This window comes from Larkinella insperata (assembly GCF_026248825.1).
GTDB classification, from domain to species: domain Bacteria; phylum Bacteroidota; class Bacteroidia; order Cytophagales; family Spirosomataceae; genus Larkinella; species Larkinella insperata.
In genome coordinates, this window is record NZ_CP110973.1 from 5,065,927 (window position 1) to 5,081,351 (window position 15,425).

At 52.2% G+C, this 15,425-nt stretch carries 9 protein-coding genes; 1 reads left to right on the plus strand and 8 read right to left on the minus strand.

What is annotated here, in order from left to right:
* Positions 1 to 19: 19 nt before the first annotated feature.
* From OQ371_RS20445 to OQ371_RS20480, 8 genes are all read right to left on the minus strand, one after another.
* Positions 20 to 2,857 carry a tyrosine-protein kinase family protein gene (locus tag OQ371_RS20445; RefSeq protein WP_265990189.1) on the minus strand — a complete coding sequence of 946 codons (2,838 nt, stop codon included), beginning with the start codon at positions 2,855 to 2,857 and terminating at the stop codon, positions 20 to 22.
* Positions 2,858 to 3,500: 643 nt separating this feature from the next.
* Positions 3,501 to 4,517, minus strand: coding sequence for a dienelactone hydrolase family protein (locus OQ371_RS20450; protein ID WP_265990190.1), 1,017 nt, complete (start codon positions 4,515 to 4,517; stop codon positions 3,501 to 3,503).
* Between the two features lie 111 nt (positions 4,518 to 4,628).
* Entirely contained in the window at positions 4,629 to 5,729 is a 1,101-nt protein-coding gene (locus OQ371_RS20455) for a hybrid sensor histidine kinase/response regulator (protein WP_265990191.1), read from the minus strand.
* A 52-nt stretch (positions 5,730 to 5,781) separates the two neighbouring features.
* Complete coding sequence (locus OQ371_RS20460) at positions 5,782 to 9,129, minus strand: PAS domain S-box protein (RefSeq protein WP_265990192.1); 3,348 nt, start codon at positions 9,127 to 9,129, stop codon at positions 5,782 to 5,784.
* A gap of 810 nt (positions 9,130 to 9,939) precedes the next feature.
* Entirely contained in the window at positions 9,940 to 10,935 is a 996-nt protein-coding gene (locus OQ371_RS20465; protein ID WP_265990193.1) for a substrate-binding domain-containing protein, read from the minus strand.
* Between the two features lie 7 nt (positions 10,936 to 10,942).
* The gene (locus OQ371_RS20470; protein ID WP_265990194.1) at positions 10,943 to 11,878 is read right to left on the minus strand and encodes an ABC transporter permease; all 936 of its coding nucleotides are present in this window, start codon (positions 11,876 to 11,878) and stop codon (positions 10,943 to 10,945) included.
* Positions 11,879 to 11,945: 67 nt separating this feature from the next.
* Complete coding sequence (locus OQ371_RS20475; protein WP_265990195.1) at positions 11,946 to 12,779, minus strand: phosphogluconate dehydrogenase C-terminal domain-containing protein; 834 nt, start codon at positions 12,777 to 12,779, stop codon at positions 11,946 to 11,948.
* A 45-nt stretch (positions 12,780 to 12,824) separates the two neighbouring features.
* Positions 12,825 to 13,685, minus strand: a complete 861-nt coding sequence (locus tag OQ371_RS20480; RefSeq protein ID WP_265990196.1) for a sugar phosphate isomerase/epimerase family protein — start codon at positions 13,683 to 13,685, stop codon at positions 12,825 to 12,827.
* Between the two features lie 241 nt (positions 13,686 to 13,926).
* Here OQ371_RS20480 and OQ371_RS20485 point away from each other — a divergent pair, with 241 nt between their 5' ends.
* Positions 13,927 to 15,402 carry a sugar ABC transporter ATP-binding protein gene (locus OQ371_RS20485; protein ID WP_265990197.1) on the plus strand — a complete coding sequence of 492 codons (1,476 nt, stop codon included), beginning with the start codon at positions 13,927 to 13,929 and terminating at the stop codon, positions 15,400 to 15,402.
* Positions 15,403 to 15,425: the final 23 nt, after the last annotated feature.

Genomic DNA, 15,425 nt, shown 5'->3' on the forward strand with positions numbered 1-15,425 from the left:
GTAGTGGACCTGTACTGATTTAGCGTTTATTTCGAACAACTAGCGCCCTCTTATTTGTGATCTTGCTGATCTGGTTGAGTGATTCGGTTACTTCATTTCTATTGTTCGAACTCAGGGCGATTACCTTAAATAATTGCTGGTCTTCTTCCTCTTCTTTCAGAATAAAAGCCTGTGGATAACCATTTTGCAAAAGCGTACAAAGTAGCGTAAGTGCTTTTGTTTCTGATAGATAATTACCGGCTACAGCTAGATATTCTAGTTCTTCTTTATTTCTGGCCGGTAACCCATCAACTTCATCGACAGGCAGGGGGGGGGCGGGTGTATGTTTTTTCGATTTAGTCGCTGCTTGAGTAACTGCAACGGGTGCACTGTCAATGAGGCCGGTTGACGTTACCTTGGCTGAGTTTTCGGTATAACTTGTAGCTACACTGTGAATTACAGCTTCTGGCGATACGGCTGGAGCTGGCTCGGGGTCTACATCTTTTTTGGCTGAATAAGATGATTTGCCGTGAAACAGTCTGGTGAAAAAATTAGTCATCATCTTGTCATTATAAGGTTCTAATTCCTTAATAGAATCTTCTTCATTTTCGTAATAATTGCCGTACTCATTGTAATAGTAAGCCTCTTCGTCGTTTGTAATGCCGTTAATCGTTAAATACATTTTTTCAAAACGCTTTTCCCGGTACAGGCTTTCTATAATCTTCATGTTGCTTTTCGGGGTTACATTATGTCTCACCACAAACAACGTTACATCAGCGTAAGGCGCTAACAACTGGGCATCAGAGACGAGGGTGCACGGGGGGGTATCAATCAGGATATAATCAAAGCGCAATTGCAGTTCCTCAAACAGCTTTGCCAATCTGGGCGAACTTAAAATTTCAGTTGGATTGGGTGGTACTGATCCGCATGGCAACAAATAATAGTTTTCGTAACCAACAATCGGCTGTAAAATATCGTCAAGTTCAGCCTCATTGATTAAGTAGTGACTTAATCCTTTCTTCGATTGTTTATTCAGTATTTTTTCTAGTCTTGGTTTTCTCATATCAAACTCCAGAATAACGGTAGGGTAGCCAATTAAAGAAAGACTGGCGCCGATGTTAATCGAGAGAAAAGATTTGCCTTCACCACTGATACTGGAGGTGAATAGGATCGTTTGACTTTTATCTGATTCTGTTTTTAAAAATTGAAGATTAGTGCGTAGTGTACGGATCTGTTCACCAATGACGGAGCGGTTTTGACCGTTAATAATTAGCGTATCGTTGTGTTCACTTTGAATAATCTCCCCAATGATAGGCACGGCAACGAGACTTTCAATATCCGACCGACGAACAATACGGTTGTTGCGGCTATCGCGGATGGCTAAAAGCGCAACTGGTAAGCAAAGGCCGAGCATACCAAACAAAATAAAGATGTTTCGCATGATGGGTTTAACCGGTTCCGAACTCGCAAGTGCCGAGTCAATGGTGCGGCTATCCGAAATGGCTGCGGCATACGATAAGGCAGTTTCTTCCCGCTTCTGGAGCAGGTACCCATATAGTTCATTTTTGATGGCCTGCTGCCGGGTAATGTTCAGTAAGGCTCTTTCCTTGTGTGGGATGCTGCGCACTAGTGTTTCCAAATCCTGATTTGTTCGCTGCAACAAACGGCGGTTGGTTGTCAGCATGTTTTTAACGGTTTGAATGTTGTCGCTAATGTTGTTTTTGGTAGCGGCAATCTGACTTTGAATTGCTTTGACCATGGGGTTATCGGGCCCCACCGTGCCTTTGAGCCGGTCATTTTCCAGTTCCAGTTCCCCCAGCTTATGCACCAGGCCAGTCAGAACTGGATCGTTTAAGCCAATGACAACCGGTATGGCACCCCGATTTGACGACGAACTGTGTACGTATTTGTCGAGGTCTTCCAGGGAGGACACCTGCAAATTAACCTCGCTTAGCTGGGCGTCGTTTTCCTTTACTTTATCCAGAAAAAGGGAGGCTTGGCTGCTCAAATCCGTAATACCGGCTTCGGATTTATAGCGTTCGACATCTTTCTCGACAACCGTAATTTCTTTGGAAAGAAGGCTTAAACGGTTCTCAACAAAGTCCAGTGTATTGGCTGCGGCTTTATTTTTATCGATGATTGCCGACCGGTTGTACTCTTTAATAAGTTGATCTAATATCTGCTCTCCCTTGGCGGCAACGCCATCTTCAATGGCTAAGGTTAAAACCGTAGAAGCTTTGGTTGTGGGTTCAACAACTAGTTTTTTCTGGTATTCTTTTACCGTTTTAATCCGTGGAGTAAACTTAACGATGAGCTGGTTAAGATCTGAATGAAGTGGCTTGTTAGCAGTAATCTTCAGTTGACCATATTCCGTATGGACAAACTTACCAATCGGATAAGTTTCCCCATTGATTTCAATGCTTTGATTATCGATAAAGCTGAATTTTAACTTTTCCTTGTAGAACAGAGAGGTCGGGCGTTTGACGGAGATTTTAATCGGTAGGTTACCGAAGATTTCCCGTTTTCCCCAAAGAGTCAGTTTATAATAGGTAGCGTCCAAGCCAAGGTCTTCGACAACCTGGTTCATCAAGGTGTAAGATTTCAATACTTCGATCTCATTTTCCACGACTTTTTTAGGCGTGAAAATGTCCAGTTCTTTCAGAATACTCTGTTCTGATATGCCTTTCTTTTCGTCTTTTATTAACAAGCGGGATTCTGCCAGGTAAACAGGGGCCTGAAAAGAATAATAGAGATAAGCGGCTGCCATAGATACCGCAAAAGAGAGCAGAAACCATTTCCACGCTTTTGCATAGTACATGGCGGTAGCGTGTATATCGAGTTTTTTTACCTGAATCGATGAAGAAGAAATTGGATTCATTGCCTGTAGGATCTGTAAATGAATTTAATCGGCACGCTAGAGATTGTGTTGAATAGTTTTATCAGTGGATTCTGAAAATAAGTTTACCATTGCTGGTTAGTGCGAGCATTCGTTGTACCGTTGAAGTGATTATCCGTTGAAAAAAGTATATTTCTAGTTATCGATCGGTGATTATAGTTACATCATCTTTGGTGCAAATTTGGTGCTAGTACAGGCTGGTTTTTGGTTTTAAAAGTAGAAAATTTTAAATTTAATACTACAAAGGGTTTAGGAGAATATTGTATTATAGATAGGTGTGTGGATTGCTCGAAATTACTTACGTCTAGAATATACTTTCAAAAATTGATTTATGGCGGTTTTTTATTCAGGTTTCATGAAGAGAAAATATAAGCAATTTGGATAAAGTATATATATTAATATGATTGGGTGATTTTTGAATATTAGAAAATTTATATTTAGGTATTCTCTTTACAGGTCGCAAATTTTCCATTGAATATGTGGCATCTGAACAGATGTTTTCCTGTCAGTGGTTGTGAAGGAACCGAGAGCCTGGAATTGATAAATGGTTGTCGAACCAAGTATTCTGGTTTCAAGATAAAGCTATCAGCCGCAAGTAAGTAAACCGTGGGGTGAGCGCAGCTGATTAGGACCTTTTTAGGTGCCGGGCAAATGTTTCTTTGACCCGTTGCCACATTGCTTCCGTCAGCACATGGCCCTGACCCTCCTCTATAAACGACGTGAAATTTTCGGTCGCACCAGCTTTTTGATAGGCTGCAGCGATGCGCGGCAGGCTGGCCCGGACAAACCCAATTGGCGAACCCGTATCCTGGGCTCCGAAGTTAAGATGCAAAGCCCGGGGAGCAATGAGAGCCGCAATGTCGGGAGTATCGCCGAACTGGCCCCAGCCGGGAACAAAATTCGGAAAGCAATGCAGCAGGTGTTCGTGTTCAATGGCTTCGTAGCTTGGCAGGCAGCAATTTCCAACAATGCACTTCAGCCGGGGCTCCAGCGGCCCGACCAGCCAGGAATGGGTCGACCCCATCGAATGACCGTAACAACCCAACTCACCAGCCCGTACTTCGGGACGGCTACTGAGGTAATCGACGGCCCGGCGCATTTCCAGAACGTTCTTCCAGGCCAGGCTGCGGCCCCGCACCACCTCGCGCAGAAATTCGAAGCGTTCGTAATCGCCTTTCTTCAACTTCCCGGTCGGATCCTGCCTTTCCTCAAAACAAAGGGCATCCGGACACAGTACGACGTAGCCTTCTCGGACCAGGGCAACGGCGGTATGGTGCATGGGATTACCGGCTAGTCCGGCTGGCTCGGATTTGCCCAGGTGGTATTCGCCGTTGTGCTGGTGCCAGACGGCAATGCCGGGAGCCGGGTGCTGGGCCGTCGCGGAATCCGGGATCAGGAGCAAAGCGGGAACCCGTTCCTGCGGCTCCACTTCGTACGTAATGGATTCAATGCGGTAACCTTCTTTCCGAATGGTTTCCCGCCGTTGCGGTTGTAGCGGAGTTGCTTTCGGAAACGGCCCGCCCAGGCAGGCCTGGTAGTGCTGCAGCAGGGTATCGGCGGAGGTTTCCGCCACGTCATTGCCGGCGGGTTGCTGACCGGCGGTCGCCAGTGCGCCGAGGCTGCCCATAAGCTGCGTCTTCATAAAACTCCGTCTGTTGCTCGAAAAAGGCGTCTTTTTCATACGTACCCGCTTAATGAGTTCAGGCTTTCCTTTTCAAGTCCTGAAAATATGACAAAAAGCGGGTTTGACGAACTAATTTAGGACTTGCTGGAAAATAATTGTGACAGAGGTTTCGCCCGCGGGGGTGCTCTGGATCGTCATCGGACTTTTCTTGAACGTCAGCAACTTTTTAACGATCGACAAACCCAGCCCCGAACCTTGCTGTTCATAGATCTTCCGATCAAATTGGGTATAGGGGGCAATCCGGGCAATGTCCTCCGCTTTGAAATGTTGCCCCACGTTCAGAAAACTCAGACGGTAATTGATGCCTTCCGGTCGGCCGATAATCTGGATGGGTTGTGAGCCGTTCGAAAATTTGCAGGCGTTGTCAATCAGCTCATCTAAAATTAACCGCAAACCGGCCTCCGGGCAGTCAAGCGCGGCATTGGCAACCTCAACCTGGCAATCGATTTCCTCCCCTTGTCGCTCCTTCACTTTACCCGCCAACTGCCTGACCATGTCTGCATCGATTCGGGAAATGCCGTGGGAATAAAACTCATGCGTAGTATTGGCCGACTCGACTTGCTGCAGCTCTTCCATCAACCGCAAGTTGTCCAGCGACCGTTTCAGGCGGAGGGCCGAAGCTTTAATCATCGACAGCATCGATAGCGTATCTTCTTCGTTAAACTCCTGGAAGTGATCCATCAGCAGGCTGGTAAAGCCCAGAATGCCGCTAAGCGGGGTGTTATATTCATGGGTGGAAACGCTGGTCAGCGTCCGGCGTAGCTCTTCCAGGCGGGCCTGCAGGTTGGCTTCCCGCAGGGCTTCCCGCTGCAGTCGGCCCTCAATGGTCCGCAGCAGGCTATCCAGCGTAAACGGTTTGGTCAGGTAGTCGTCCGCTCCCGAAACCATCCCCCGGCGTACATCGATTTCTTCGGTTTTGGCCGTCAGAAAAATAAACGGGACCGTCGCCAGCGACCGGTTGTTCCGAATCGTATCCAGAACCTGGTAGCCGTCCATCTCCGGCATCATGATATCACACAGGATCAGGTCGGGCGGGGATACGATGGCCTGGCTAATACCCTCCCGGCCATCGGGGGCGGTGGAGACCTCGTAGCCTTTCAGGCTCAATAAGGTGGCTACATTTTCCCGGATCTGGATTTCGTCTTCGATTAATAAAATTTGCGTCGCCATACAGTTCTTTTTAATAATGTGGAATCGGGTTTACAATGTCCGGTTGCGGCCCTTATTCGGTTTTCTCAATCGGTAATTGAATGGTAAAGGTTGTGCCTTTGGATTCTTCACTCTCCACGTTCAGCGTGCCGCCGTGAAGTTCCACAAATTGCCGGGCGATGACCAATCCCAGGCCCGTGCCCTGAATGGCTTCGGTATTGCGGGCTCGGAAAAACGTCTGGAAAAGTCCCGGCAGATCGCCGGCAGGGATACCAATTCCCTTGTCGATGACCTGAATGACCAGTACGTTCGGTTCAAACCGGATCACCAGAAGCGGATTTTCCTTCGAAAATTTAAAGGCGTTCGACAGCAGGTTGGTCAGGATGTGCCGGATCAGCTTTTCGTCGAGTAAAGCGTGGTGGGGGGGGCCTTCTACCGAAACCTGAACGAAGCGCCCATCGGGCTGATGGCTAAAATAGTTGCTGACGACCTGTTTACAGAGCGCCAGAACGTCCACATAGCGGGGAATAAAAGCGATCTTGCCCGCTTCAATTTTACCGATGCTGAGCAGGTCCGAAAGCAGGCTGTTGACGTTCTGAATCTGCTGGTGAATGACGCCTAGCTTGTCTTCGATGAAGGGCCGGGCGGTTTCGGGGGGCTGTTCCAGATACAACTGAATTAAATCGGCACTGGTCTGAATGGCCGTCAGCGGGGTCCGGAATTCGTGGGAAGCCGTAGCGACAAACTGGGATTTGAGCTGGTTGAGTTCTTGCTCCCGATGCAGGGACTTTTTCAGGATAAATTCCGTTTCCTTCTGGCTGGAAATGTCGTTGACGATGCCGATGTACCGCGATGGGTTGCCCCAGCAATCTTTCGTAACGAACGTTCGGATCTGAAGCCACCGCACCTCCGTAAAAACCCCTTGTACCCGGCACTGAACACTTACCTCCTGTCCCTGCCGGTATTTCGTGAATTCGGCCAGCACCATCGGCCGGTCTTCTTCCAGAATGGTATCGAGGAACGACATATCGCCGTACGTCAACCGGTTGGGGTCAATCCCGAAGACGCGCTCGTACGCCGAATTGATGTATAACAATTCAAACGGCTCGGCGGAATGAATCCAGAAGACCTCGTCAACGTTGTCGGCGATTTCGCGGAACCGCTGTTCGCTTTCCCGCAAAGCCGCTTCGGCCTCCTGCCGTTCGGTGATGTCGCGGGCCGACCCGTAAACCAGATTGTCGATTCCGATGGCGTTCCATTCTACCGTGCGGTACGTGCCGTCTTTTTTACGAAACCGGTTAATCTGGTTACGAATGGGTTGGTAGAGAATAGGAGTCAGCAGATTCTGGAAGACAAATTTCTGTTCGTCGGGGTGCAGCAGATACAAAAACGGAATCGCCATTAGCTCGCCTTCCGAATACCCAAGCGCCAGTCGAAAAGCCTGGTTGGTTTTCAGCAGATTGCCCTGCGTGTCCGAAATGCAGTGCATATCCAGCGCCCCGGTGAAAAAGGTGTTAAATTCCCGGTTTCTTTGCTGCAAATTCGCTTCGGCAGCTTTCAGCGCGGAAATATCCGTAGCAATCCCAACGTACCCGATAACAACACCGTCTTCGTCTTGCAGCGTACTGGTTACCAGCAGGATCGGGACTTTGCGGCCATTTTTGCCCACCACCACGCACTCGGTATTGAAAAAGCCGTTGCCCGCCATCGCAGCCCGGAAGAAATTCGGCGCATTGTTGCCGGCGGCCGGATGCTGAAACGATACGCAGGGAACGGGGTTCTCGTCGGGGCCGGGCTGAACGTACGTTACGCGCCCGATCAGTTCGTCGGCCGGGTACCCAATTAGTTTTTCGCAAGCCTGATTGGCCGTCCGGATTACACCGTCCTGATCGGTCGATAGAATGGCCTGACCGGCGTGCTTGAGGATGGCCTGCTGGAGCGTCGATAATTCCGTAATGGTCCGGGTGCGGGCCGCCACCCGTTGCTCGAGTTCTTCCGTATAACTCCTGAGCTGCTCATCGAGCTGTTGCTGATACAGAGCGATGGCTAACTGGCTGGCAACTTCCTGGGCGATATTGAGGTATTCTTCCGTAAAGAAATCGGGCCTGGTCGATACCATCGTAAACGCACCGATGCACTTGTGACGACTGTGCAACGGCATAACCAGCAGCGACCGAAACCCCTGCTCGTACAGGTGCAGTCCGGCCAAAATACCGGGTTCGTTAGGTCCTACGTCGAACAAATACGCCGGTTGGTTCCCGGAGGTTGGCAGGGTAAGAAAGTAATCGATCGGAAAAATCAGGTCCGGGTTCAATACCGTCCGGCCGTTGGCGATCTGGTATTCGGCGGTGGCCAAACCCGTGGCCTTGTTGATGCGAAACAGGGTCAAACGTTCGCAGGGGACCAGCGCGTTGATGTGCCGCAAAGCCAGCAGCAGGGGAGAGTGTTCCGCCGACCGGGGGCTGAGCAGGGCCTGATCGATGGTGTGCAACCCCGTTAAACGGTCGTTGATCCGCCGGATGGCCGTTTCCTGCTTGAGCCGCTTCTGCACGTTGGCCACCAGGGAACTAAAGGTCTGCAGAAGCGAAATGTCGTTTTCGTCCCAGGATTGGGATTGCCGGATGGCGTAAAAACCAATGTAGCTCGTCGTTTTCTCGTCTTGCATCAACGGGAAAATCATCAACGAACGCATGGGAAGAACATTGAAAAGAGCCCCTTCGCCAACAGCCTGCGGAGGCAGTTTGGTGCTGTCGAGCTGTAAGACGCGCCCGGTGGCCAGCTGGTCGTGTAGCCAGTCCTGGTTATCGACCGGCAGGTTTTGCAACAGTTCTTTTCGGGACGCGATGCCGGGGGCACACCATTCGTGGGTGCAGTTGCCAACTCTCCGATCGACCGAGAAATTGAAAATGGAGGCCCGGTCGGCACCGTTAAACGTCGCCACCTGGCCTAACGCTTCCACGAGGTAGGCATCCAGGTCGGCGGCATCCATGTTGATCAGCCGGGCGGAAATGGATGAAATAATGGATTCCATTTCCAGCCGCCGTTGCAGTTTCCGTTCGGTTTTTTTTTGCTCGGTGATGTCCTGAATCGTAATCATCACCTGATCGTCCAGGGGGGTCAAGGTCACGTAAAGACAGCTGCCCTGGCCTTTCCGCTGGAGGTCGACGGTGAGCTGCTGGGGTTGTTCGGACTTGAATACCTGGGTTAAACGCGACAGAAAATGGCTTTCCGTTGCCAGAAGCACCGAACTGACAAGCTGACCGGTAAGCTCTTTTTCAGTTAGGCGCAGAACTCGGGAAAAAGCCTTGTTAACCATCCGGTACCGAAAATCACGGATTTCCTGCTGATCATTGCAAAGAGGTTCAACAAAGGCTACACCCTGCGGGGAAGCACTAAATAAAACCTGTAGCAGTTTCTCCATACTAAACCGGATAAAGGGTGTACTTCATAGATACGCGTTTCTGATTAAGTGTTCATACAGGGTTAAAAGGGCCGATAAAACCATTCTTTAACTGAGCAGGAATCCTCAAAATTGGAGGCTTCGCAAGTCCGGATTGAATCTGCTGACCTGAGCTTTACAAACGGGTTTGGACGAACGCTAGCCTCCACTAGGCAGGTCCGTCGGCAGGAGCCATCTGGCCTTACTCAGTTAAAGGAGGTCGGTTACTAAACACCGTTGAACGAACGATTCGTCGGCACTCAATGACCGTTACTATAGGTTAGGGTACTCTATTGTCCGATAAAATTAACGGCATTAACGGTTATTTGTTCTTCTTTTCCAAGACCTGATAAAAGCGAAAACAACATACGTTAAGTTAATTTATCAATCTAGGAAGCAAATTTCATACCTAAGCCGGGAGGGGTATCTAAAAAAGTTACTATATAGTTTACAGCAGTTACAAAGTTTGCTGGTTAGAATAATGGCAGGCAGGGAATAATTTTCTGTCCGCTAAATAAAGGATTTAGAATGTCGTATATGTATATACGTTGATATACGTTCGGTGGAATCAAAATAAAGATCAAGCAGAGGAATGCTGGGAATGGAAGCCGGATTCTTGGAAAATTAAAAAATGGATCAGGTAAAGGCGTTTTGGCTACCGGATCGTACCGGTGTCAAGATTTTTTTTGAATTCTAAGCGAATTCTAATGAAAATATAATTTATCTCATTAGTTCATATGATAGGTTGCTAGGCGAAAATACCGGTTTAGGCCGGAGCGGCAACGCACCGAATCAGTGCATGAACTCGGCCACATTTTCTTTCGTGATGCGCAGCAAACCCGTATTGACCACCGTCGGAATGTTGGTAATTTGGGCCTGAACGTCGTTTGAGGAAAGCCGGTTCGTCTGGTGAACCATGTCGTAGAGCATCTGGGCTCCGTACCAGGTAAAAAGCTCCCGTTTCTGGCCGGCTAGCATGTGAATTACGCCTTCCCGCACGAGCTGGAGGTGTTCGGGTTCCCAGTCAACGGTTGTAATCTTAACTTTTCCGGCTTTCCCGGCTTCTTTTACCGCCAGGGCCATGCCCGGCCCGGAATTGGAATCGAAACCGCACAAACCCGCCAGATCGGGGTGGGCCGCCAGCAGGTCGGACGTGATGCGGGCGGCTTCTTCCACGTTCGCCTTGTCGTCGTATTTCCCAACCACCTCCAGTCCCGGGTATTTCCTGATAACGTCCAGCAGGCCCTGAAAACCGGCTTCCATGTTGGTCAGTCCCAGAATACCCATGTAAGCGATTTTGCCTTTACCGCCCGTCAGCCGAACCATTTCTTCGCCCTGCATCTGCCCGATCTGGTACCAGTCGGTGCCCAGAAACGCATGGCGCCGGGAGCCCGGAATGTCGGAATCATAAACCACGGTTGGAATCCCGGCGTCTACGGCTTTGTTGATCACGCTGGCAATGGCCGGGTTGGTGCCGTTGATGAGCAGGCCCGTCGGCCGCGTACCGATCACTTCTTCGATCGTGTTGATCTGGGCCGGAATATCCCACTCGGCTGGACCCAGAATCGACACGTTGACGCCCATTTTTTGCCCCCAGCGTTTGAAAGCCGCCTGATCGTGGTTGACGTACATCGGCATGGTCACGGCGGTGGTCACCATGACGTATTCCTCCGGACCGGACAGGACTTTGGCCTGGCTAACGGGCGTCTGGGTAGTGCTGGTATTGCCCTGGCGGGGTGGTAGTTCGCACCCCCAGGCCAGGAGGGCTAAAAACAGTAATTTCTTCATCGGTCTGCTAGTTACGCTTCTGTAAAACCATGTCCACCCACACCACGCTGATCAGAATCAGGCCCAGAATGATTTCCTGCCAGTAGCCCGAGACGCGGGCAATGATCATGATGTTGCTGACGACTCCCATGAAAATGGCCCCCAGCAAGGCTCCGGGAATTTTGCCCTGTCCGCCCGACAAACTGGCACCGCCCAGAATCACGGCCGTAATGACGCGCAACTCCAGCCCCCGGCCCGACGTGGAAAGGGCGGCCCCCAGCCGGGAGGCCAGCAGAATACCGGCGATTCCGGCCAGTGTAGCCGACAGGATAAACGCAATAAGTTTCATCCGCTGCACCCGGATTCCCGACAGGGTAGCTGCCTTCTCGTTGCTGCCGATGTAGTAATACCGGCGAAAAAACACGGTTTTGCGGGTCAAAAATGTGAAAACGGAAACCGCCAGCAGCATGTACCAGACCGGCATCTGAATCCCCAGCAGTTTCGACTGGCTGATGGCGTTGAACCAGTAGGGTAGATTCTGAATGCCCGAACCGCTGACCATCAACGCCCCCCCGCGCACAATGCCCATCATCGCCAGCGTCTGAATCATGGGGTTAATGCCCTGGTAGGCAATCAGGTAGCCATTGATGGCGCCAATCAGGACCGCCCCGGCCAGGCCGCCCAGCAGCGCCAGGGGCACCGGAACCTGGTGGAAATGCATCAGGTACGCCACCAGACCGCCCGAAAAGGCCACCACCGAGCCCACCGACAGGTCGAACACCCCGGCAATCAGGAGTACCATCATGCCCACGGCCACAATGGCATCGATGGAAAGGTTGAGCATCACCTGGCTGAAATTCCCGAACGTCGGAAACGTATCCGGGAAAACCAGCGCGGCCACCAGGCCAACCACCAGAATGGTCAACGCCAGGGAGTAAACGCGGTCCTGAAAGAAGTTACGCATGAGGTGGGTCGGAGTTAGGCGCAAAAAAGGTACGGAAACGACGGGCAAAACAAAAGACCGCCAGCCGTTAGCGTTGGGTAATGTCTTTCACCTGCTGGCGGATGTCGTCCATTTCAAAAATGCTTTTCCAGTCTTCCCGGAACAGAATCGGCTTGGCCCGGCGGCTGATTTTGTAGGCCGCATCCGAAAATGTTCCGTTGACCTCTTTGAACAGCACGGCAATCTGAATCCGCAGGTGCCCGAGCACAAAATCCCGGGCTGCGGCTTCCGGCACCCCCAGTTCGACGATGCGGTCGAAGCCCTCCCGGACCACTTCCATGCACGTCTGGGCCAGGGTTTCCACCATCGCCGGTTCCAGAATGGCCATTTGTTCGAGCGTGATCCGGTGCGTTTTGTCGATGGGCTGGTACATGTCCTGCGCCACTTTTTCGCCCAGTTGGTAGTGCGCTTCGGTACCGGCCATCAGGGCCACGACGATGGATTGTTTAGCCGTAATGCCGCCGTAAAAATCCCGGAATTGCTGCTCGGTGGGTTCCCAGTTGAAAACCGATGGGTGGCAGGGATGGGCAATCACGTAGCCCAGATCGTCGCGGTGGGCAATTACACCGTCGAGCGGAGCTGCCGGGTCGAGGGTCAGCACCAGCGCGCCGGATTTCATGGCTGGAATAAGGGTTTCCGAAATGCCGCCGATCCGCACGTCCGGCACCGCCAGAATCACCACGTCGGCCGTGGCAATCGCTTCCTCGGCCTGGCTAACGGTGACGTTGCGCACCCGTAGGTTTTCGATGCCCTGAGGACTCACCTCCAGGTAGGAAACGTCATATTCCGGACACTTTAGAAAATTATCTGTTAAACGGCAGCCCATTTTGCCACCGGCTCCCACTAAAGCTATTTTGGTCATGATTGTACGGTTTACGATTTTTCAGCGTGTAACGAGTATAGTTTATTACTTCCCAGTCCGGTGATTAAGAACCGTCGCCTGGTTCGGTGAGAACTCCAGACCGGCCAGCGTCCGCAAATAGGTCAGGCTTTCTGCGGCCCAGCGGTTTTCTTTCGCGATGGTATCGTCCAGACTGGCTTCCGGCACCACCCATTGCTCCAGAATGGCGGTCTGGCAGCGGCCCGTTTGCCCGATCCGTTCCAGCAACCAGGGAATGTTCAGCAGGCCCTGCCCCGCGGGTCGCCCGTCGATCTGGAAGCCCATCAGGTGGGAAAGCCGTTGAATGCCAAAATCTTTCAGGTGCAGGTTCACGGTGTAGGGGGCCAGCGTTCCGACGATTTGTTCGAGCCCTTCGCCCGCGCCCATCGAATTGACCGAATCCAGGCAAATACCGACCCGCTCGCTGCCAACCTGCTCCACAATGGTGGCAAATTCGGCGGCTATCAGCCGGTCGTGGTTTTCCAGCCCCAGGGTGACCCCGGTTTTTTGGAAGGTCGGGACCGCTTCTTTCAGCACGGTCACCACTTCAGCCACGGAGGGTTCATAATCCGGGCCGTCGATCACGAAGCGGAGCAGCCGGGCGTTCAGGTGTTCGCACAGCCGCAGGTACCGATGCAGATGCCCGGGCGTCAGGCCCCGCGCGCCCAGTTCGAGCGCGATGGATTCCCGGGTGGCGCGTTGCCGTAGCGCCTGCAAACGACGTTCAGACAGCTCGTGGACGGGTAAATTATCGCCCAACTGAACCAGCTGCACCCCCGCCTGAACGGCTTTGTCGAGCAATCCCTGTTCCTCCAGCGGGTGATCCGGCCAGTGCCCGGGAACGCCCACGGCCCAACCGAAGGTGTACGACGATACTCCCAATTGCATGCGTTTTGGATAAGGGTTTAGGCAACTCCACCATTCTGTTGATTAAGTACAGTACAGTAGAGTAGAGATAAGGGCAAAAGTACTTTATTTTTCAAAAGGCTATAACAAAAAGGTGAAAAATTTAAAATTTGCGGTGATGGGACGGTGCTGATGGGTAAAAAACTTTCGCTAAAGGTTTTTGCAGGCAGGCCGTTGGGGAAAGGGGTATGCCCGAACCGGTTCTGTCGCGGACGAAACTCCTATGCTACTACAACTCCAGAACATCAGCAAGTATTTCCCCGGTGTTAAGGCGCTGGAAAACGTTTCCCTGGATGTACAGGCGGGTGAAGTACACGCGTTGTGCGGAGAAAACGGCGCCGGAAAGAGCACCCTCATGGGCGTTCTGACGGGAAATCTAACCGCCAATCGCGGTAACCTGATCTGGAAGGGTGAACCCGTCATCATCCGCGGACCGGCCCACGCCACCCAACTGGGCATCGCCATTGTTTATCAGCAATTGAGCTTGGTGGACAGCCTGCCGGTGGCGGAAAACATTTTTGCCAACCGTCCACCCCGAACCGCCCTGGGCTTCATCGATTACCGGGAGCTGTACCGGCAAACGGAGGCACTCCTGGGCACGCTGGACCTCAACCGCCTGAAAGCCGATACGCGGGTGGCCGACCTGTCGCCGGGGCAAAAGCAGATGGTTGAAATTGCCAAGGCCCTGTCCCAAAACCCGGATTTGCTGATTCTCGACGAGCCGACGGCTTCGATCACCGAACAGGAAACGCAGACGCTGTTCCGGATAATTCGCCAGTTAACCGCCCTGGGGAAGGCCGTGATTTACATTTCCCACCGCCTGAGCGAACTATTTGCCATTGCCGACCGGGTGTCGGTGTTGAAAGACGGCACCTACCAGGGCACGCGGCCGATTCGGGAAGTGACCGCCGACGAACTGGTGAAAATGATGGTAGGGCGGGAACTCGTGCAGGCAGCAGTGTCGTCGTCGGCCACCGATGAGGTGTTGCTGGAGGCTAAAGCCATCCGCGGAACCGGTTTTCGGGACATCAGTTTCCGGCTGCGCAAAGGCGAAATACTCGGGCTGGCGGGACTGGTCGGGGCGGGTCGCACCGAAATTGCGCGCGGGCTGTTCGGCGCAATGCCGATTCAATCCGGCCATATCCTGCTCAACGGTCGGGTGGTTCAGATCAGGCACCCGGCCGACGCGCTGCGCCTGGGCGTGGGCTACATCCCGGAAGAACGCAAATCGGAAGGGCTGTTTCCCGATCGTTCCGTTGAAGAAAACGTCGTGTCGGTAAATCTGACGGCCGCCCGGCAGGGGCGGTGGTACAGCGACCGACAGACGGCCGGGCTGGCCGAACGGTTCAAGCAGCAACTGCGGATTGCGGCTTTTTCAACCCGTCAGCTGGTCGCTACGCTAAGTGGGGGCAATCAGCAGAAAGTGGTGCTGGCCAAGTGGTTGCTGGCCGATCCGCGGGTCCTGATCATTGACGAGCCTACCCACGGCATTGACGTTGGCGCCAAAGCCGAGATCTATGAACTGCTGCGGAGTCTGGCGGCTGCCGGCAAGGGCATTTTGCTCATTTCCAGCGAGCTGACGGAGTTGCTGGCTTTGTCGGACCGCATTCTCGTAATCCGCCAGGGCCAGCTTGCGGGCGAACTGACCCGGCAGGAGGCAACGGAGGAAGCGGTCATGTCGCTGGCAACAAACTCATAAGATATGCAACGCATAACCCACCC